Annotated in this window: 19 protein-coding genes; 4 read left to right on the forward strand and 15 right to left on the reverse strand. The window is 43.1% G+C overall.

The annotated features are described in order from the left end of the window. Window positions 1-98: 98 nt before the first annotated feature. Window positions 99-329, reverse strand: coding sequence for a CsbA family protein (locus CVV77_RS20575; RefSeq protein ID WP_003228053.1), 231 nt, complete (start codon window positions 327-329; stop codon window positions 99-101). Between the two features lie 275 nt (window positions 330-604). Here CVV77_RS20575 and CVV77_RS20580 point away from each other — a divergent pair, with 275 nt between their 5' ends. The 4 genes from CVV77_RS20580 (at window position 605) to CVV77_RS20595 (ending at window position 5,854) form a co-directional block, all read left to right on the forward strand. Then, window positions 605-1,048 carry a hypothetical protein gene (locus CVV77_RS20580; protein WP_100276385.1) on the forward strand — a complete coding sequence of 148 codons (444 nt, stop codon included), beginning with the start codon at window positions 605-607 and terminating at the stop codon, window positions 1,046-1,048. Window positions 1,049-1,347: 299 nt separating this feature from the next. Beyond that, on the forward strand, window positions 1,348-3,843 hold the full coding sequence (locus CVV77_RS20585) for a PEP/pyruvate-binding domain-containing protein (RefSeq protein WP_100276386.1): 2,496 nt from the start codon (window positions 1,348-1,350) through the stop codon (window positions 3,841-3,843). A 76-nt stretch (window positions 3,844-3,919) separates the two neighbouring features. After that, a complete protein-coding gene (locus CVV77_RS20590) occupies window positions 3,920-4,489 on the forward strand; it encodes a TetR/AcrR family transcriptional regulator (RefSeq protein ID WP_084995365.1) in 570 nt (189 codons plus the stop codon). A gap of 30 nt (window positions 4,490-4,519) precedes the next feature. Further along, window positions 4,520-5,854 carry an MFS transporter gene (locus CVV77_RS20595; protein WP_100276387.1) on the forward strand — a complete coding sequence of 445 codons (1,335 nt, stop codon included), beginning with the start codon at window positions 4,520-4,522 and terminating at the stop codon, window positions 5,852-5,854. 47 nt (window positions 5,855-5,901) lie between these two features. On the opposite strand, the gene minJ is transcribed toward CVV77_RS20595, so the two are convergent. The 14 genes from minJ to CVV77_RS20665 all read right to left on the reverse strand — a co-directional run bounded on the left by minJ (window position 5,902) and on the right by CVV77_RS20665 (window position 19,966). Beyond that, window positions 5,902-7,098: a cell division topological determinant MinJ gene (minJ, locus tag CVV77_RS20600; protein WP_100276388.1), complete on the reverse strand. Its 1,197-nt coding sequence runs from the start codon at window positions 7,096-7,098 to the stop codon at window positions 5,902-5,904. Window positions 7,099-7,176: 78 nt separating this feature from the next. Beyond that, window positions 7,177-7,530: a swarming motility protein SwrAA gene (swrA, locus tag CVV77_RS20605; protein WP_015251121.1), complete on the reverse strand. Its 354-nt coding sequence runs from the start codon at window positions 7,528-7,530 to the stop codon at window positions 7,177-7,179. A 383-nt stretch (window positions 7,531-7,913) separates the two neighbouring features. Next, a complete protein-coding gene (gene ctpB / locus CVV77_RS20610; RefSeq protein ID WP_100276389.1) occupies window positions 7,914-9,356 on the reverse strand; it encodes a carboxy-terminal processing protease CtpB in 1,443 nt (480 codons plus the stop codon). 140 nt (window positions 9,357-9,496) lie between these two features. Beyond that, complete coding sequence (ftsX, locus tag CVV77_RS20615) at window positions 9,497-10,387, reverse strand: permease-like cell division protein FtsX (protein WP_032731804.1); 891 nt, start codon at window positions 10,385-10,387, stop codon at window positions 9,497-9,499. Continuing rightward, the gene (gene ftsE, locus CVV77_RS20620) at window positions 10,380-11,066 is read right to left on the reverse strand and encodes a cell division ATP-binding protein FtsE (protein WP_003235431.1); all 687 of its coding nucleotides are present in this window, start codon (window positions 11,064-11,066) and stop codon (window positions 10,380-10,382) included. The genes ftsX and ftsE overlap by 8 nt, the downstream gene beginning before the upstream one ends. Before the next feature lie 234 nt (window positions 11,067-11,300). Further along, window positions 11,301-11,639 carry a cytochrome c551 gene (gene cccB, locus CVV77_RS20625; RefSeq protein WP_019259594.1) on the reverse strand — a complete coding sequence of 113 codons (339 nt, stop codon included), beginning with the start codon at window positions 11,637-11,639 and terminating at the stop codon, window positions 11,301-11,303. Between the two features lie 48 nt (window positions 11,640-11,687). Then, window positions 11,688-12,533 (reverse strand): YitT family protein, encoded by an 846-nt coding sequence (locus CVV77_RS20630; RefSeq protein WP_088111991.1) that lies wholly within the window; start codon window positions 12,531-12,533, stop codon window positions 11,688-11,690. Window positions 12,534-12,698: 165 nt separating this feature from the next. Next, window positions 12,699-13,800 (reverse strand): peptide chain release factor 2 gene (prfB, locus tag CVV77_RS20635; protein WP_100206186.1). Its coding sequence is split into 2 segments (ribosomal slippage): window positions 12,699-13,727 and window positions 13,729-13,800, totalling 1,101 coding nucleotides; the frame shifts between segments, so codons are not numbered across the junction. Window positions 13,801-13,868: 68 nt separating this feature from the next. After that, window positions 13,869-16,394, reverse strand: coding sequence for a preprotein translocase subunit SecA (secA, locus tag CVV77_RS20640; RefSeq protein ID WP_084995355.1), 2,526 nt, complete (start codon window positions 16,392-16,394; stop codon window positions 13,869-13,871). 168 nt (window positions 16,395-16,562) lie between these two features. After that, window positions 16,563-17,132, reverse strand: coding sequence for a ribosome hibernation promotion factor (gene hpf / locus CVV77_RS20645; RefSeq protein ID WP_003235436.1), 570 nt, complete (start codon window positions 17,130-17,132; stop codon window positions 16,563-16,565). Window positions 17,133-17,321: 189 nt separating this feature from the next. Next, window positions 17,322-17,699 carry a DUF8042 domain-containing protein gene (locus CVV77_RS20650; protein ID WP_019259597.1) on the reverse strand — a complete coding sequence of 126 codons (378 nt, stop codon included), beginning with the start codon at window positions 17,697-17,699 and terminating at the stop codon, window positions 17,322-17,324. Between the two features lie 9 nt (window positions 17,700-17,708). Continuing rightward, window positions 17,709-18,050 (reverse strand): flagellar protein FliT, encoded by a 342-nt coding sequence (gene fliT / locus CVV77_RS20655; RefSeq protein ID WP_003235438.1) that lies wholly within the window; start codon window positions 18,048-18,050, stop codon window positions 17,709-17,711. Next, complete coding sequence (gene fliS / locus CVV77_RS20660; RefSeq protein ID WP_019259599.1) at window positions 18,047-18,448, reverse strand: flagellar export chaperone FliS; 402 nt, start codon at window positions 18,446-18,448, stop codon at window positions 18,047-18,049. Before fliS ends, fliT begins: the two co-directional genes overlap by 4 nt. Before the next feature lie 21 nt (window positions 18,449-18,469). Next, on the reverse strand, window positions 18,470-19,966 hold the full coding sequence (locus tag CVV77_RS20665) for a flagellar hook-associated protein 2 (RefSeq protein WP_100276390.1): 1,497 nt from the start codon (window positions 19,964-19,966) through the stop codon (window positions 18,470-18,472). Window positions 19,967-19,976: the final 10 nt, after the last annotated feature.

Raw genomic sequence — 19,976 nt, forward strand, 5'->3', positions numbered from 1 at the left:
TTCGGTGGTTTTTTATTTCCAGCTGTTTTCATGTATAAAAAACCTGCTTTTAAAACGTAAAAGCAGGAATTCAGTCGTTATATTCATTATGTCCGATTTTATTCTTCTTTTTTCTCAGCAGCTTTTTTGGCCATATACAGTCCGCCAGCCACAAGAGACACAACATCCAATCCTACAATAAAATACGTTTCTGTATAGCCTTTCAAATAAGAGGCAAACAGCAATGCAGCTGTTAGAGCGATCGCCACATAATGATTAAAGGTGACTCTTGTAAAAAGGACAACAAGCATAAAAGGGAAAAACAATGCAAAAACGGCTTTTGTAATCAACAAAAACCCTCCTCAAGGATTCTTCATCTGATCTGATTATAGTAAAAAATGAAGAATCGGACAATCGTGCAATCGTTCCCTCTTTCTACACCATACCCTTTTTCAGCCTAAATCAACCATCATATCTGCACTTTGGTCCCGGTCAAGAGAAACATCAATAGATCTAACAATGATAATTAATAGAATGGAATGATTTACAAGATAAACAAGCAGAGTTATATTATGGTTGTAAGAACTGGTCAGTTTAAAACAAAAATAGACAGGGAGTGACAAATATGAAGTTCAAGTTCGTTACATATGTTTCAACAGCAGCTGTACTATCCGGTCTCCTTATGGCAACACAACCCGCTTCTGCAATCACGGGTTTAGCTGATAATAAAAGTTCAGCACTTGAAGTTCTTCCGGATAATCATTATAGATGGAAGCTCCAGACGGCTGCCGATGAAGATTGGTTCCTTTGGAAAAACAAAACGGCTGACGAGCATGATGTGTCCGCTTCGTTTACTTCTCCAAGCGGAAAAAACTACGATCTTGAAGTACAATATGTGACCCCCGAGAAGACAATCGTTATCAAGGCTGAAGATCATGGCCAAGGGGGTACGGACTCCATTCACCTCACCTCGATTAAGCCCGGAGAAAGTGTGTACATGAGGCTGAAATCCCATGATGGTGACTACAGCACAACAAGCAACTATGATTTCACTTATTCTATAAAGTAAGAACATATATTAATTTACATGAGTGCCGCTGTTTCAATCAGCGGCACTTTTTTATGAATGCATGCCTGCCGCCAGATTACAAGAATAAAAGAAAATAGGCATACAGCACCAGTTCAACTGCATTTTCCATGATAATATAACTAACTTAACTATTCATTTAATTTAGGACTTTCTGAGTTTGACAGCATTTTCCTGAAAACCTACAATTGAACGATAGTGTTCACTATCATTTTTTGAACGCAGGCTCCGTCATAAAAAACTAGAGAGAAAACAAAATGAAGGAAAGAGGGGTTTCAAATATGTATTCTGTTTTATTTCGCCAGGCAGAAGAGTCCAGCCAGCTGGCTGGAGCAAAAGGCATGAATTTGATCAAACTGACCAAACACGGTCTTCCTGTTCCGGACGGGTTTATTATTCAGACGAATGCACTCGCCCGTTTTATGGAGGACAACCAGATTCATGATACAAGCGAAAGCATTGAGAGCGCGATCATCGCCGGAGCATTTTCAGATGAACTGAAACATGAGCTGACAAATTCCTTTTACAAGCTGAGAGAATCATACCGCTCTGTTGCCGTGCGTTCTTCATCTGCCTCGGAAGATTTAGAAGGCGCTTCATTCGCGGGTCAATATGAAACCTACTTAAATATCAAAACAGAAGAAGAGTTTCTAGCTAAAGTGAAAGAATGCTGGGCCTCATTTTTCTCAGGCCGAGTCAGCAGCTATAAGAAAAAAATGAACAATCAAATCGCAGAGCCGTTAATGGGAGTTGTCGTTCAAGGCCTGATCGATTCTGAAGTATCAGGCGTTATTTTCAGCCGCAATCCCGTTACCCATGATGATAGAGAGCTATTAATCAGTGCCAGCTACGGTTTGGGGGAAGCTGTCGTATCAGGAAGTGTCACCCCAGACACATTTATAGTCAATAAATCTTCATTTGAGATTCAGAAAGAGATAGGTGCAAAGGAAATTTACATGGAGTCTGCGGCAGAAGGAATTGCTGAAAAAGAAACGAGCGAAGACATGCGCAGCCGTTTTTGCCTTACAGATGAACAAGTGATTGAACTGACTGAAATCACGAAAAAAACCGAGAACCTGTACGGATATCCAGTGGATGTAGAATTCGGAATCGCTGCTCATCAAGTATACCTTCTGCAGGCCCGCCCGATTACAACCATTGAACAGGACAAAAAAGCGGCAGAAGAAGAACGCAGCTTCATGATTACAGACGCTGATATGAATGATTTCTGGCTCAACATGGAGTCAAATATTGAAGGTCCGGTGAGTCCGTTATTTTCATCGTTCATTGTGCCGGCATTGGAATACGGCTTGAAGAAGAGCATGCAAAAGTTCCCGATTGGCGTAGTTGTTGACGAAGTAAAACTTTATCGCGGGCACATTTATTCCAAAAACCAAGGCGGACAACAGCCACCTTCTGAAGACTGCGGCAAAGAGCTTTTTCCGATATTATCGGAGCGTATGTATGACATCATCAATCACACATACCTCCCGTTTTACAGGAAGCTGGATCAGCTCGCACAAACTGAGCATACCGCAGAAAGCGCACTGGATGCTTTTCAAAAATTAAAAGCCTTTTATCTCACGGCTTATGAGGAGCACTTCAATATCGTTTTCCCGCAAATCCTTCTAACAAACAAACTGCAAGCGATGTATCAGCATATTCAAGGAGAGTCCGAAAACGCTCATTTTTACGAGATGCTGACAGGAAAAATGAACAAATCACTGGAAACAGACCGCTGCCTGTGGCTATTTTCCGTTGAAGTTCGGGAAAACCCGAATCTGCTGGCGATTTTTGAAAACACCAAGCCGGAACAGCTGCAGGAGAAATTGGAACAAACAGATGTGGGCAGACACTTCCTGAAGAACATCCATGAATTCTTACAGGAATACGGGTGGAGATCTGTTAAGAGCCATGATCTGATTGAACAGATCTGGGCAGAAAATCCGTATTTTGCACTGGCCAATATTCAAAATTATGTCCGCAATGGCTATCATTTTGACAACGAATTTCAGAAAACGAGAGAAAAACGAGAGAAATTATACAATGAGTTCTTGGAAAACATAGAAGATCCCGCTTTGCGTAAAGAATTTGACCGTTACTATCAGTGGACGCTGAGCGCTGCAAATATAAAGGATGACCACCACTTTTATATTGACGCCATGCTGGATGCCAAGGCAAGAATCTTTCTGCTGAAGGTAGGTGAACTGCTGGCGGATAGCGGTGTCATTCAGGATCGTGAAGACCTTTGGTTCTTATATGATGATGAAGTGGAAAACGCGCTTCTTCACCCTGTATCCCTCCAAGAAAAGGCTGAAAAACGCAGACAGGTCTTTCACGAGTATGAGCTGGCCCAAGCCCCTGCCTATCTCGGCACTCCGACAAAAGAACAGCTCAAAGCTGCTGAAGAAATTGTCGGCGCTGTCATAGAGGATGAAAAAAACACGGAGAATCATATTTTTGGCATCGCGGCATCAAGCGGCATTGCAACAGGTCCGGTTAAAATCATTCGGGACGCCAGTGAATTTTCTCAATTCGCGCCTGGGGAAGTCCTCGTTTGCAAAATGACCACACCTCTATGGACCAGCCTGTTTCAAGACGCCAAAGCGATAATTACAGATACGGGCGGCATTTTGTCTCACGCTGCGATTATTGCCCGCGAATATGGCATTCCCGCCGTTCTCGGCACACGTACAGCAACAGAAAGACTTCAGGACGGAGACATCATCACTGTTGACGGAAGCAGCGGCAAAATCACAGTTGTCAGCCGGGCCTGATGCATCCTGCCTCTTTCTTATACAAGCGGGGCAGGTGTATACTTGTCCTGCCAGTATATTCGTGAGGTGAAACGTATTGAGACCGACAAACAAGCGAATCCTTGACGCTGCCATGCAGCTGCTCGTCAAAAAAGGATATCGCGCAACGACTACAAAAGAAATCGCAGAAAAAGCAAATGTAAGTGAAGCGACGATTTTCAGGAATTTCAAAAACAAACAGGGACTAGTTGAGGCTTTGCTTTCTCAGCATCCTCCAAACAGAAGCAGCATTTTGGAACAAACAGAAGGCGATTTGTACAAAGACCTGCTTCATATCGGAACCTGTCTCTTGGAGGAGCTCGAACAAAGAAAAGATATGATTAAAATCAGCTTTCGTGAACCGGCCATGTTTCAGGATGTCATCAACCACGTAACTGAATATCCCCAATCTATGAAACAGCTATTGGTTGATTATCTCAAAACGATGGGCGAAAAAGGGGTTATTCAGACAGGAGATGAAGCGGAGCATGCCGACGTGTTCATGTCGATCATTTTCGGTTATTTTATTCACCGTCTCCATTTAGGAAACCGTGTGATTTCAATGCCCCAGGAAAAAATGCTGGCGCATAGCACCGCTCTATTTGTCAAAGGAATTTCTGCTGATTAACTCCTTGGCATAACAAAAAGGAGGATCCCAATGAGCTCAAGAAAAGAATGGGCGCTGATCGTCTCGCTATTATTGGGGGCCATCCTGGTTCCCATTAACTCAACGATGATCGCGGTCGCGCTCTCATCTATATCCCATACGTATAACGAGTCCATCGCAAGCATCACTTGGGTGGTTACCGTTTATTTAATCGTAATGGCAGTCACACAGCCAATTGCCGGAAAACTCGGGGACATGTACGGTAATAAAACAATGTATTTATGGGGCGTCGGCCTTTTTCTTATCGCATCCTTAGGCTGCGCACTCTCACCGAGCCTGGTGCTGTTGATTGTCTTTCGGGCATTGCAGGCTGTCGGCGGCGCACTGCTTACGCCAAACAGCATAGCCATTATCCGTCACGTTGTTTCTGAAAAACGCCTTCCGAAAGTGTTTGGATTTTTCGGACTTGGCGCAGGACTTGGGGCAGCACTCGGACCTTTCATCGGCTCTATGCTGATTGACAGCTTCAGCTGGCATTCAATTTTTTGGGTCAATATCCCGTTTCTCGCCATTGCTTTATTTACGGCATTAACGATGTTCCCTCAATATAAAGAAAACAAATCTAACGCGCCGCTGGATATCATCGGCTCTCTCTTGCTTGCAGGCAGTATCGTTTCGATTATCCTGCTGACGAAAAATGAGGCTTCATGGGGCTATGCGGTATACAGTGTATTGATACTTCTTTTTGTCCCGCTTTTTTTCAGAAGAGAAAAGCGTACACAGCACCCAATTATTGACTTTACACTGTTTAAAAGCTCAACCTTTACAAATGCCAATCTATCAGTCTTATTAAGCAATCTGATGATGTATGCCGTCTTATTGATCATGCCGTTATTCATGACGAACCAATTTGGGCTTAATACGTCTAACAGCGGCATGGCGCTTTCTGTATTTTCGATCTTTATGTCGGCCAGCAACTGGGTGGGCGCACAGCTCCATCACAAATGGGGAGCAAAGAAAATCATTTTTCTTTCATTTGCGATGATGGCTGGAGCGAATCTATTATTTTTGTTCTTAAGCAGCTCTCACTCGGTCTTATTCCTGATGATTTCTCTCATCCTGGGAGGGCTCGCATCCGGAGTCGGACTGACCAGCATGCAGGTATCGTCCCTTGCCACAGTAGACCCCGGCATGTCAGGAGTCGCGTCCGGCATTTTCTCGACCTTCCGTTATTTCGGAAGCATCATTTCATCAGCCTTAATCGGCCTGATTTCAGGATATCACACCCTATTTATGATTCTCTTTGCTGTATCCATCATTGGCGTTTTTGTTTCATTGGGCATCAAATCTGATGAAACTGCACAAATGGAAAAAAACTCAGCGTAACACCAAACAGCCCGGCACCACATCTTCTTGCGGTGCCGGGCTGTCTTTTATGATCCGGACAAAGCGGCTGCTTCGTCTTCACGGTCATCCTTTACGAAAAGGATACCCAATTCATGGTGTTCTCCCTCATACGAAGCTCGCTGATCAAAGCGAATTTCTCCATTCAAACCGATAATTTCAAGCTTTACATATGCACGGTTATGCTGGAGCGCTTCATAAAAATCAGATACGTTCTTAACGGGTATGCCATTGACTTTCGTAATGATTTCCCCGATTTTCAATTCCAGGTCCTCAGCTGGCGTATTTGGTATAATACCAAGCACCATTAAGCCCTGATCGCGTTTCGAGAAATAAAACGGAGCCGCGTTATCATTTACCCTTTGCTTAATGGATAGAAAAATACGTCCTAATAAAGCCACACAAACGGCTGCACCCGCAAGCGGCGCCCACAGTAAGCTTGCTGCACCGAGAGCTGTGACGACAAGGCCGAGAATACAAACGCGTTTCGCTGTGATCCTTATGCTCGTTTCAGGCAGCGACCCCTGCACCCTTTGTCCGAATCCGACAAAGTAAGGAATCCATAGAAAATGGAATGACCCGCCGGGAACAGTAAACACAGGCCACCAGCTGAAGTGCGATTCTAATCCGTTACCGGGTACGAGAAGGAACAGCGGCAAAAGCCATATCCGGTTTGCCAGCTGCTGGCCGATCGGCAAACCGCGGCTGCTCACGACAAGTGCCGGTGATGTTCTTACATGTGCAGAGCGATAAGCAACCGCTCCTTCAATGATAATCAGCAAGCCTAAAAACACGGCCATAGCCGGCCAAACGACTGCAAATCCTTGCGGGAATATCTCCAGGAAAGGTTCCGCCTGACTCATTTGCAGTCCAAAACCTATCAGCATACTCACACTGACGATATATGCAGCAGACATCCAGTTTGCGCGAAGAGTGAGCGCTGCCGCTGCAGTGATAACGGCAATAATCGCAAGTATACCGAGAGGAATCGAGATCCCGAGTACGCCTACAACAACTGACAAAAGGAGACCAGGGATCAGTCCCTTTGTATAAGTAAATTTCAGTTCATCATAAATATCTGCTATTCTTGTATGAAAGGTTTTTCGTTCCCGTTTGATTCTTACATAGCCAAAAGCCAGGCTTATGATGATAAAAAACCAGAAAAGCGGGTGTAAGAAGAACAGGCCCGCACTTTTTAACAGTTCAATTCCCCATTGAACAGACACTATCTTTCACCGCCTCAAGCCAAACATGTTACTCATATTCTATCAAATATTAAATGGCTTGGATATCCTCAGGAGGGTTTATCTCTCTTGCGTCATCCACAGCGTGACATTCGATAGTGAAAAATCCTTTAAATAATGGTTTACATCCACATCCAATAGCCCGCTGATCAGATGCATCGACCTTTTTATATCTGTCAGATTGATTCCTAATCGCTTATGGTTTTTCATTAAGTAATTAAAATAATGTTTGGCACATTCTTCATTGATGTCATTTACTGATTCGACATTGGTGTAATTGACCAAATACCTGCTGAATAGCATAAGAAGACTTAGTGCTTTTGTAGCCGAAAATGTTACGTCTTGTGTTCTGTCTTTTAATTGTTCCACTAATTCATAATATTTTTTTTCACGCACAATACTTGCCCTCTTCAATTGTGAACCCCCATTTTCTTTATACAGATAAGCACGGGCCAGTATAAGCAGCAGTACTGGAGTGCTAACAAGCATTCTCGCTAACGTTACTCTTTAAATACCTGTCGTTCAGCTGCCATAAACCTGATTACTGTTCTTTTTAGAACCTTCTTATATTGTATGAAGTAAACAAAGACTAGGCAACTTGCAAAAGTTTCATTTTAAATGCATATTATCTCGTTAGAAAGTCTCTCTCATATATTGATATCGGGTAATCACAGTCCTTTATAAATGTTTATTTGTGAAAATTTTTTTAATTTCTTGTCAAAAACTCGATTTTTATGTGACTTATGATCCACTTTCTCTTTAAGCATAAAGAAACAGGAGATGGAATACCATCTCCTTTAATTGACAAATAATGATTTCAGCGCTGTTTGAAGCTGCAAGTCATTTTTTTCATCGGATTTTTTCTTTTCTACCTGCTGATTTAATGCCTCTGCAGTGCGAGTGTCGATTACACCCGTTTTATCCAGCTTGTTTTGATCCTGAAAGGCCATAACCGCTTTTTTCATGTCTTTGCTGAAATAGCCATCGTTACGTCCAGGATCAAAGCTGAGGCCTTTTAATAATACCTGTGCATGCTTGACGTCTTCATTGTTCATATCCACTTTAAGCGGTTCCTTAAGCTGCAAGGGCCCGGCGGAAAAATAATCAGGCTGTTTAATTGCAATGGTCGGCTCAATTCCTTTCTTATGAATCCAGTTCCCATTCGGCGTCAGCCACTTGTAAAGCGTTAATTTGATGTTGCTGCCGTCTCCCATCGGAACAGCCTGTTGAACCGTTCCCTTACCAAAAGACGTATCGCCTACAACATCATAATGCCCTGCTTCTTTTAATGCGCCGGCAAGGATTTCCGATGCGGAGGCACTCCCTTTATCCGTGATCACATTGACAGGATACGCTTTTTTATGGGTCAATGTTGAAAAATACCGTTTTTTATCTCCATTGCGTTCAGCAATCTGAATATACGGCTGATCCTTTGTGACGAAGTGCTTAAGAATTTCTTCCACACTTTGAAGATATCCGCCCGGGTTGCCGCGTACATCTATGACGAGGCCTTCTATTCCTTTTTTCTCAAGATTCCCCAGCGCTTTTGCAAAATCCTCTGCTGTACGCTCAGAAAAAGTAGAGATGGCGATATACCCGACAGAATGCCCCTGTACTTTTTTCTCTGAAGCAAAAACCGTTTCGAGCGGAATCTCAGCTCTCTTGATCCGGAATGACAGCTGCTTCTTCGTCCCAGGCCGCTGAATCTTTATTGAAACGCTGGACCCTTTCTTTCCTCTTATTTTTAACACCGCTTGGTTTAAATCCTTGCCGGCCATCGATTCTCCATTGATGCTGATAATTTCATCATTGGGCTTGAGCCCTGCTTTTTCGGCTGGTGATTGTTTAAATGGAGAAACAATAATAATTTTGCCGTCTTCCATTCCAACCTCAGCCCCGATGCCTTCAAACGAGGAATCAAGAGAATCAGAAAATTGCTTAGCCGTCTGCTTGTCCATGTAGACAGAATAAGGATCATTTAGCGTAGACAGCATTCCTTGGATGGCTCCCTCGAGCAGTTTTTCTCTATCAACTTTTTCTACGTACTCATTCGAAATTAACTCATACGCTTTTTCGATTTTGTCCATAGCCTTATGCCGTTCAGAGTCAGCTTGTGCCGTCGCAGGAACAGCTGTAGTCTGGGGCTTATCCATCTCAAGCAGGTTCATTCCCGCATATACACCGGCGCCTCCGAACAGCATGCTCCCCGCTGCGATCACAGCCATTATCTTTTGATTCATCCTTTACTCCTCCTGTATGCCAGACTGTCTTTATCAAAACCTAGAGATAGTATATGTAAAGGATGGAGATTTCATGTAATTATAGAAGAAAAAGAAGGCAAAAGAAAAGCCGCCCCGGAAGCGGGACGGCTTTTTTCTCTTTATACTCGCAGAAACTTGCGGATGGAAGTCAGACTTCCCCATACTCCAATTACTGCGCCGATTGCAACCAGCACCAACGAAACTTGGAATACAAATGGATTATAAGGAAGAAGAGAGACAAATGATCCTTGAACCTTTGGAACGACCCATCCGATGACGTATTGATAAGTGCTCAGCACCAGTGCGATCGGAATCACAGAACCGAATACGCCAAGCAGTAATCCTTCAAGGAAAAACGGCCAGCGGATAAACCAGTTCGTCGCGCCGACAAGCTTCATGATTTCAATTTCTTTTCTTCTTGCGAAAATCGTAATTTTAATGGTATTGGAAATTAAGAACATCGCCGTAAATACCAAGCCGATAATTAACGCGATTCCGATGTTGCGGGAAACGCCGACCACTTTAAATAAACGGCTGACCTCTTCTTTTCCGTAAGTGACTTTATACACATGATCCATTTTTTCAATCTTTTTTGCCACATTCGGCGTATCATGCGGATCTGTCGTTTTAACGACAAATGCATCATTAAGCGGGTTTTCCTGATCCTGCATCGTCAGGGATTTACCGCTGTCACCAAAACTGTCAACCAGCTGGTCAAGCTCTTTTTCTTTTGATGAAAAAGTGACACTCTGAATGCCCTTCAATTCCTTAATATCGTTCTGCAGCTTGTCCTGTGCCTTCTGATCTGCAGTCAGATCAATCAAAACTTTGATTTCGACTTGTTTTTCAGCATTCGTGGCCATGTTATTCAAATTCAGCATAATCACTAAAAACACGCCGACTAAAATCAGCGTAACGGTTACAGCACTAATGGATGCAAACGTCATCCATGTGTTTCTCCCGAGAGATTTAAAACTCTCACGCAAATGGCGCCCGAGAATTTTAATCATATGAACCATACTCCCCTCTTGACTCATCACGCACAATGATACCATCTTCGATTGCAATGACACGTTTCTTAATGGTGTTTACGATTTCTTTATTATGTGTCGCCATCACGACTGTTGTCCCGCGGTTATTAATTTCCTCCAGCGTCTTCATGACTTCCCAGGACGTATCCGGATCAAGGTTTCCTGTAGGTTCATCAGCAATGACAACATCAGGATTGTTCACAATTGATCTGGCAATAGATACACGCTGCTGCTCCCCGCCTGAAAGCTGGTCAGGAAATTGTCTCGCTTTATGCTTCAGCTGCACGAGATCAAGCACTTCAAGCACCCGTTTCTTAATGACAGACGGCTGTTCTCCAATCACTTCAAGGGCAAATGCTACATTTTCAAAAACAGTAAGTTTCGGCAGAAGTTTGAAATCCTGGAAGACAACGCCTATTTTACGGCGCACAAAAGGAATCTCTTTTTCTTTAATTGTCGCGAGATCTTTATGATTAAGTAAAATTTGTCCTTTTGTCGGCTTTTCTTCTCTGTATATCATTTTAATAAAAGTAGACTTACCCGCTCCGCTCGGACCGACAACATAAACAAACTCGCCGGGATGAATGGCAACAGAAATCCCATTAAGCGCTTTTACGCCGTTCGGATAGGCTTTGTATACTTCTTTCATCTCTATCATGAAATCACCTAATCTTTTATATCATTTTATGTATCACACGGTCATACTCTTCGAATGCATTCGACAATTTATGACCCACTCATTTGTTAAAAGATGAAAAATCTGAAAGTTTCATTTTTCAATACACTTCATTATACGTCAAATTTAGACATAATACTATTACAGTTTCTTTTCATTCATATTGTCATGGCATAAAAAAATCCTTGCCTGCACTGCGGCAAAGATTTTCTTATCTTACTTTTTGTCTGACAGCCATTTGGCAATAACGGCGGCTTCCTTATCATCTACAAGCCCCTTCGGCATATTGCCGCGGCCGTTTTTAATAATGCTTTCAATTTTGTCTTCGTCGTATTTGCCTCCGACCTCTTGAAGATTAGGCCCTGACACACCTTCTAAATCCTTGCCGTGGCAGCCTACGCAGCTTTGCTGATATAATTCTTCCCCTTCAGATGCAGAGGCTTCGGTCTTGCTGCCTGTGTCTGTCTTCTCTTCTTTTGCATCATTTGAACCGCAGGCAGCCAACAGAACTGAAAGCGTAAATACAAGCATTAGTATCGATAACTTTGATTTCATGTTGAGAAGCACAACTCCTTTACGATCTCTTCCATATTATAACCTCGTTTAAGCACGTTTGAAACCCTCGCCCAGCACCTCACTCGCATCCGCCACAATCACAAAAGCTGACTCATCAATCTGTTTGACGATTTGTTTCAATTTGGTGAATTCAGTTTGCCCAACCACGCACATTAAAATTGGGCGGTCATCGTCAGTATATCCGCCGACCGCGGAAATTTTCGTCACGCCTCTGTCAATCTTCTGTAAAACGGCTTCCTTAACAGCCTGTTCCTGCTTTGTAATAATGAGCGCCATTTTTGAACGATTGAAGCCGACTTGAACGACATCAATGGTTTTGCTGGACACAAAGACGCCAAGCATGGCATATAAGCCTTGCTCAATATTAAATACGATCATAGCCGTAACAACAATCAATCCGTCAATGATTGCGAGACACGTCCCCAGCGACAGACCGGAGTACTTATGAATGATCTGTGCAGCCAAGGCCGTTCCTCCCGTCGAGCCTTTTCCTAAGTACACAATGCCAATTCCCACACCAATGCCGACACCGCCAAAAATCGCCGCAAGGAGCTCATGATGAGTAGCGGGCTGAATATCCCTTGTCAAAAACACAACAAGGGGCAAAAAAACAGAACCCGCAAGCGTCTTAAGCCCAAATTTACCGCCGAGCAAAATGACACCGGCAATAAATAAAGGAATATTAATAATCCACTGTACAAACGCTGCTTCAAAACCATATGACTGCAAAATCGTACTGATTCCGCTGACACCGCCGGCGGCAATCTTGTTTGGAAGCAAAAATACATTAAAGGACACGGCTGTAATCGCTGCTCCTATTAATATGTATACATAATCCCGCAAAACCTGAAGTGTTTGATTCCGTACATCCATCATATATCCTCCGTTTCATCCAATGCTCTCCGATAGCATTTTAATCCTTCCCTGATTAGATGTAAATAACACCCAAACACAGTGGTAATATGCTAAAGCAGCAGTGAAATCAAGGATATGAAGAAATTAAAAAACACACCTGTATACATCAGGTGTGTTTTCTGCTTATGAAAGCTTAGAACGCAGGTAGGCATCAATAAATGTATCAATGTCTCCGTCCATTACCGCTTGAACGTTACCCATTTCTGTATTGGTCCGATGGTCTTTTACCATGGAATACGGATGGAATACGTAAGAGCGGATTTGGCTACCCCAGCCGATTTCTTTTTGTTCACCGCGGATTTCATCCAGCTCTGCCTGCTGTTCTTCAATTCTGCGCTGATACAGCTTGGCCTTCAGCATTTTCATGGCTCTTTCACGGTTTTTAATTTGTGAGCGCTCCGTTTGGCACGTCACAACCACATTCGTCGGCAAGTGAGTAATCCGAACGGCTGAATCCGTCGTATTGACGTGCTGTCCGCCCGCTCCGCTTGCACGGTACGTATCAACTTTAATATCCTCCGTACGGATATCAATATCGATCTCATCGTTAAATTCAGGCATGACTTCACACGATACGAATGATGTATGGCGGCGGCCTGAAGAATCAAACGGAGAAATCCGAACAAGACGATGAACACCTTTTTCCGCCTTGATATATCCGTAAGCGTTGTGGCCTTTAATCAGCAATGTGACTGACTTAATTCCGGCCTCATCACCTGGAAGGTAATCGAGTGTTTCCACTTTAAAACCGCGGCGCTCAGCCCATCTAGTGTACATTCTGAGGAGCATAGAGCCCCAATCCTGTGACTCTGTACCGCCCGCACCCGGATGCAGCTCCAAAATTGCGTTGTTTTTATCATACGGTTCACTGAGAAGAAGCTGAAGCTCAAATTCGTTGAACTCCTTAGTTAATGCCTTTAGCTCTTTCTCAAGCTCTAGCTGGAGATCCTGATCCGGCTCTTCTTTCAGAAGGTCATGAGTCATTTGCAGTTCTTCATGGGATTCATTCAATTTTTTATAGGAATTGACATAATCCTTTAAACCATTTGCTTCATTTATGACCGTTTGGGCTTTCTGCTGATCATTCCAGAATTCCGGATCAGCCATTTGTTCATCTAGCTCAGCAATGCGGGCCTCCTTTGATTCGAGGTCAAAGAGACCCCCTAAAGTCCGCTAAACGAGAAGCCATATTTTCGAGCTCTGCTCTGATTTCTGATAATTCCATTCCATTCACCTCATTAAAAGATCCGCGGGCGCCACAGGCGCCGCGGTCAGTACCCTTGCCTGAGCGAACTATTCAGTCCGGCCGCAGCAATTTTTATATTTTTTCCCGCTTCCGCAGTGGCATGGCGCGTTTCTGCCGATATCAACCACTTTGCGAACCGGTGCTTTCTTCGCTTTTTTGTTTTCATCGCCTTCCTGAGGCTGATGAGCCGTCGTTTGGCCTTGTACAACCTCTTCGCGCTCCAGATTGTTTTCAATCTCAGCTTTCATCACAAATTTTGCGACCTCGTCCTCAATTGATTCAATCATATGCTCAAACATCGCAAAGCCTTCCATTTGATACTCACGCAGCGGGTTTGTTTGCGCGTAAGCACGAAGGTGAATCCCTTGGCGAAGCTGATCCATCGCATCGATATGGTCCATCCATTTTGAATCGACGGCGCGAAGGACAATGACTTTCTCGAATTCGCGCATTTGTTCTTCGCCGAATTTTTCTTCTTTTTCATCATATTTGGTCATGATGCGATCCATGATGAGTTCATGCATTTCATCCGGTTCTTTGCCGAAGATGTCACTCTTCTCAAGCGCGCCTTCATCAAGATAAGTCGCGTTGACAAGCTCAACGAGACCGTCAAGCTTCCACTCCTCAGGAAGCTCTTCTCTTGGCGTATAGGCAGCAATTGCCCGTTCGAGAGAAGACTTGATCATATTTTCAACGATTTCACGCAGGTTTTCAGAGTCGATGACTTCAAAGCGCTGCTTATAAATGACCTCGCGCTGCTGGCGGAGAACGTCATCATATTGCAGAAGCTGTTTACGTGAATCGAAGTTATTTCCTTCCACGCGTTTTTGAGACGATTCAACCGCGCGGGATACCATTTTGCTTTGAATCGGAGTGGAATCATCCATACCAAAGCGGTCAAGCATCGCCATTGTCCGCTCAGCTCCGAATCTGCGCATCAATTCATCTTCCATAGAAAGATAAAATTGAGTGATCCCCGGGTCTCCCTGACGTCCAGAACGTCCCCGGAGCTGGTTGTCAATCCGGCGTGATTCATGGCGTTCCGTTCCGACAACAGCTAGGCCTCCAAGCTCTTTTACACCTTCGCCAAGCTTAATGTCCGTTCCGCGCCCCGCCATGTTTGTCGCAATCGTAACTGCACCTTTTTGGCCGGCCTCTTCAATGATCTGCGCTTCACGTTCATGGTTTTTGGCGTTTAATACTTGATGCGGGATCCCTTTGTTTTTGAGCAGCTTAGAGATCAGCTCAGACGTTTCAACCGCAACCGTACCGACAAGAACAGGCTGTCCCGTCATGTAACGCTGTGCGACATCCTCCGCAACCGCCTTAAACTTTCCTTCCATCGTGCGGTAAATTAAATCCGGACGGTCGTCACGGACAACAGGCTGGTTAGTAGGAATTGTGACAACCTGCATGTTGTAGATGTTGCGGAATTCTTCTTCCTCTGTCTTAGCTGTACCCGTCATACCGGCAAGCTTTTCGTACATGCGGAAGTAGTTTTGGAACGTAATCGTCGCCAAGGTCATGCTCTCATTTTGAATTTCAAGCCCTTCCTTCGCTTCAATCGCCTGGTGAAGCCCCTCACTGTAGCGGCGGCCTTTCATCAGACGTCCCGTGAAGGAATCAACAATAACAACTTGTCCGTCTTCCACTACATAGTCAACGTCCTTTTGCATCGCAACGTGAGCTTTTAAGGACTGATTGATATGGTGGTTGAGCGCGACATGCTTCACATCAAACAGGTTATCGATGCCGAATGCTTTTTCCGCCTTCGTCATTCCTTCTTCAGTAAGCTGAACAGCTTTTGTTTTGATATCATACGTATAATCCTTCTCTGCTTTTAACGTACGGACAAAAGCATTTGCCTGCACGTATAGCTTAGTGGATTTCGCAGCTTGTCCAGAAATGATAAGCGGTGTTCTCGCTTCATCGACTAAGATAGAGTCAACTTCATCTATTACCGCAAAATGAAGAGGGCGCTGAACCATCTGCTCTTTATAAAGAACCATATTGTCACGCAAATAATCGAAGCCAAGCTCGTTGTTTGTGGAGTAAGTAATGTCAGCAGCATAAGCTTCCCGTTTTTCGTCTTTTGACATTGAGTTTAAATTCAAGCCGACAGTCAAACCGAGAAACTCGAAAATTTTCCCCATCTGCTCAGCATCACGGCTTGCCAAATATTCGTTGACAGTCACGACGTGTACGCCTTTACCTGTTAACGCATTTAAATAAACAGGCAGAGTAGACGTTAACGTTTTCCCTTCCCCTGTTTTCATTTCTGCGATATTTCCGTCATGAAGCGCCACGCCCCCCATGAGCTGGACTTTGAACGGAAACATGCCGGTTACGCGGCGTGAAGCTTCCCGAACAACAGCAAATGCTTCCACAAGAAGATCATCAGTTGTCGCCCCTTTTTCAAGGCGCTCTTTAAATTCAATTGTTTTATGTTTCAGCGCGTCGTCAGAGAGATTTTCATAGTCTCCGCGAATCGCATCAATATCGTTAGCTATTTTTTCGTATCTATTCAGCGTACGTTTTGTTGGATCAAACATTTTATTTAAAATTCCAAGCATTTATAACGCTCCTCTATCTTCACATGCCTGTTTTTGCAGGCATGTATAAATAATTTACTAGTCCATGTATACCTCTCATTATCATATCATACCTTTTGTTATTTCCAAAGAATTTGCAAATAAGAAAAACAAAAACCTTCCGCGGACATCACGGAAGGCTGCTCTTCATTATTCAGTCGGTTCAATCAAGCCATATTTTCCATCATTTCTGCGGTACACGACATTTGTAAGGTTTGTTTCCGCATTTGTGAAAACAAAGAAATTATGGCCGAGCATATTCATTTGCAAGATCGCTTCTTCACTATCCATCGGCTTTAAATTAAAGCGTTTCTGACGGACAATGTCCAAGCTCTCATCCTCTTCTATTTCATCCTGAACCGCAATATCTGTATCAGAGTCAAGGCCGTTTGCCAATAAATATTTTGGAGAGCCCTGCTCACGGAATTTACGGTTTACTTTCGTTTTATGCTTACGAATTTGACGTTCCAGTTTGTTTGTTGCGAGATCAATTGCGTTGTACATATCCTCGTTATGCACCTCGGACCGAAGCGCCAGATCTGTCATTGGAATCGTAACCTCAACTTTAGACTCCTTGTCATTGTAAAACTTCAAGTTGACGTTCACATCGGCATTCACGCTATGGTCAAAATAACGCTCCAGCTTGCCGATCTTCTTCTCGACATGATCCTTTAACGCGGGTGTCACTTCAATATTTTCTCCTCTGATGTTATAGTTCATCAAAGAACGCCTCCCTTTTATTAAGGATATGTATCTATTTCTCCTTTACCCTTCACAATTCCTGCTGAAACGTAAACTTTTTGTGAAAATTCAGTGAACTTTGTCGAATTGTGTTGTATTTGCTGCTATATCAGCGGTTCGGAGGTATATGTATATGCTGATGGTACGAAACAAATACCTCACCCTCGCCTAATTGATTACAAAGGGCTCCATGCATTTATGAATGGACATCATCCATTTTCTATAATGAATCAAAAAATGTTCTTTTAAATACTCACAGAACTCATGGGAGGGAAAAGAGAAAGAAACCAATTGATCAAACTCCGCAAAAATTTCGTCAAATGCTTTAACGCAAATTTCAGCGCACCGCGTATTCATAACAAAGAGAAGTGTTGAATGTGTTGAATCCAAATGAAAAAAGGCTTGGATCAGATCTTGGTAGATCCGATCCCCTTCTGTTTTTGATAAATTCTGTTCAGCCTCTATCAAATAACACAGCCCTTCTTCAATGGTAAAAAGAAGATGATAATAAGCTGATAAAAGCGTATAATCTTCAATGCTTTTCAAGGCACTCACCTATTTACGCTTGTCATAATATCTGCCGTCAATCGTGATATTGTTATAAGGATTTAAATACGTCGTATGCATCGCACGTTTTCTTTTTACCTGCTGGAGTTCTGCTGCGATTGACTGCTTCAGTCTCTCCATTTCCTTCACAATTTGCTGATCCCATGTCAGGACTAGCTTCATCTGCTTTTGTTCCTCTTCTGAAAGCGGCAGAGATATCTCCTGAATAAGTTCAGACCGTTTAGCAACAAAGTCTTCAATTTGCTTTAAAAGTTCATCGCTTTCCGGTGTATCTTGTATGTGTGACAGCATACTCTTCGTCTCAGTGTATAGTTGATCTATGTTTTTCATGCGATCCCGCCTGATCCGTGCCGGTCCTTCCGTTCACTTTGCATAGCTTGTTTCCAAGCATCGCGAAAATCTGTTACATAACCTTCAACCTCAGCCAGCATACTCGTATCATTTTTGATATTTGCCTGTACCAATCTTCGATACATATAATCGTACATCGCACCCATAGAAGCGGAAAGCTCTATGTTACGGTTAAGCGTAAAATTTAATTCTTGAATGATATTTTGCGCTTTAATGAGATTTTCATTTTTACGTTCCATATCATCATTCTCAATCGCCTGAGATGCAAGTCTTATAAATTTCAAACAGCCATTATACAGCATAAGCGTCAGCTCACCGGGTGTAGCGGTATTCACTGAATTTTGCTGATAGGCTGTATAAGGATTTTGGATCGCCATGTGTCATCCTCCAAATTACATTTATTGTACAAGAAGCTGTGATAAATAGGACGCTTGTTCGTTCATTTTTTGAATCGCAGAATCCATTGCACTGAATTTTGTATAATAGCGGTTTTCTATGGTATTCAATCTGTCCTGCATTTTGGTGATATCCGTACTAATCGTGTTTAAATTTTTGCCGATTGAGTAGTCATTGGTTCCCATTGTCGAGTTACCGGCTTTTGCTTCAATGCTTTTCACTGTACTTTTCAGTGTGTCACCGATGCGTTTCATAATTCCTTTTTCACTATAGTCGCTGCTGTTCGTTCCGCTAGTAAATAAAGCGGCAACACTTTGCGGATCCTCTTCTATTTTCGCTTTCAGTTTTTCTTCATTAATCTCTAAATGTCCCCGCAATTGGTAAGCACTTGAGGTTGTGATGCCAAATTCAGTTAATTGGTAAGTTTTCCCATCCGCATTTACTTGAGAATAAAAATCAGACCGCATTTGGTTCGTACCAGTGCTTATGCTGGTATCATTTCTCAGCAAACCGCTTTTTGCCTTCTCCTCCCAGAGTTCTACCTCTTTATCAGACATTGCTTCTTTTTGTTCACTCGTCAGCGGAGTATAGTCTCTGTATTTCTCTTCTTGCAGCTTTTCATTTAGGCTGTCAACCAATTCATTGTATTTATCTACAAACTCTTTAATTTGGTTGTAAATCCCGTCAACATCAGTCGAAACAGATGTTGTAACAGGGCCTGTGGCTGCAGTTGTATTTTTAATTGAGTAGGTAACGCCATTAACCGTGAAATTGTTTGTCAGCTTCTCCATTTCAAAGCCATTAATAGTGACTTTTGCATTTGTTCCTTCTTTGTAAGCAGTGAGCTTATTATCAGCGTCCAAAGAAAAACCAAGCTGACCTGACATAAAACCTGCTGTAGCAGAGTCTGCTGCCTGTATGCTGCCTCCTGCGCCTGTTGATTTAGAAGAAAACGCAATCGTTTCTACATACTCTGTACCATTCCAAATTTTATCTTTAAATGCTGATACTCCTAGATCTGAGCTGTTAATTTTAGAAATCACATTATCAATCGTATCAGCACTCGTCACACTGATGTTTACTGTTTTTGCCGTTGTCTCTCCAGGCGCAACAACGTTAAATGCCAAATTATAATCGCCTTGTGTGTATCCCGTATAATTATTTGCCTTATACGTTGCTGCGGTTGCCAAGCTCGCTACCTCAACAGTAGAAGAAGAGTTTGGCGCACTTGCGCTTCCTGTAGCAGTTAACACAGACTCATTGGAGCTGGTCACAGTTTTGCTCTGATACGTACTCGGATATGTCAACGTATTTTTAGACATATAATCTTGCAATTCTTTTATTTTTGAGTTTACTTCACGATAGCTGTCACGCTGCCATTCAAGAGTCTGTTTTTTTTGTGTCAGCTTATCAAGCGGCGCTCTTTCTGTCTGCATCAGCTTTGATACGATATCATCTATATCCATTCCTGACGCCAGACCTGTTATTCTCGTGACCATTTCAAACCAC

Source organism: Bacillus sp. SN1, from assembly GCF_002796895.1.
In the GTDB taxonomy this organism is placed as follows: domain Bacteria; phylum Bacillota; class Bacilli; order Bacillales; family Bacillaceae; genus Bacillus; species Bacillus inaquosorum.

Coding starts and splice junctions, on each gene's coding strand:
- CVV77_RS20580 (WP_100276385.1), top strand. CDS start 605: ATGAAGTTCAAGTTCGTTACATATGTTTCAACAGCAGCTGTACTATCC.
- CVV77_RS20585 (WP_100276386.1), top strand. CDS start 1,348: ATGTATTCTGTTTTATTTCGCCAGGCAGAAGAGTCCAGCCAGCTGGCT.
- CVV77_RS20595 (WP_100276387.1), top strand. CDS start 4,520: ATGAGCTCAAGAAAAGAATGGGCGCTGATCGTCTCGCTATTATTGGGG.
- ctpB (WP_100276389.1), bottom strand. CDS start 9,356: ATGAATCAAAAGATAATGGCTGTGATCGCAGCGGGGAGCATGCTGTTC.
- ftsX (WP_032731804.1), bottom strand. CDS start 10,387: ATGATTAAAATTCTCGGGCGCCATTTGCGTGAGAGTTTTAAATCTCTC.
- ftsE (WP_003235431.1), bottom strand. CDS start 11,066: ATGATAGAGATGAAAGAAGTATACAAAGCCTATCCGAACGGCGTAAAA.
- cccB (WP_019259594.1), bottom strand. CDS start 11,639: ATGAAATCAAAGTTATCGATACTAATGCTTGTATTTACGCTTTCAGTT.
- CVV77_RS20630 (WP_088111991.1), bottom strand. CDS start 12,533: ATGGATGTACGGAATCAAACACTTCAGGTTTTGCGGGATTATGTATAC.
- secA (WP_084995355.1), bottom strand. CDS start 16,394: ATGCTTGGAATTTTAAATAAAATGTTTGATCCAACAAAACGTACGCTG.
- hpf (WP_003235436.1), bottom strand. CDS start 17,132: ATGAACTATAACATCAGAGGAGAAAATATTGAAGTGACACCCGCGTTA.
- fliT (WP_003235438.1), bottom strand. CDS start 18,050: ATGAAAAACATAGATCAACTATACACTGAGACGAAGAGTATGCTGTCA.
- fliS (WP_019259599.1), bottom strand. CDS start 18,448: ATGGCGATCCAAAATCCTTATACAGCCTATCAGCAAAATTCAGTGAAT.
- CVV77_RS20665 (WP_100276390.1), bottom strand. CDS start 19,966: ATGGTCACGAGAATAACAGGTCTGGCGTCAGGAATGGATATAGATGAT.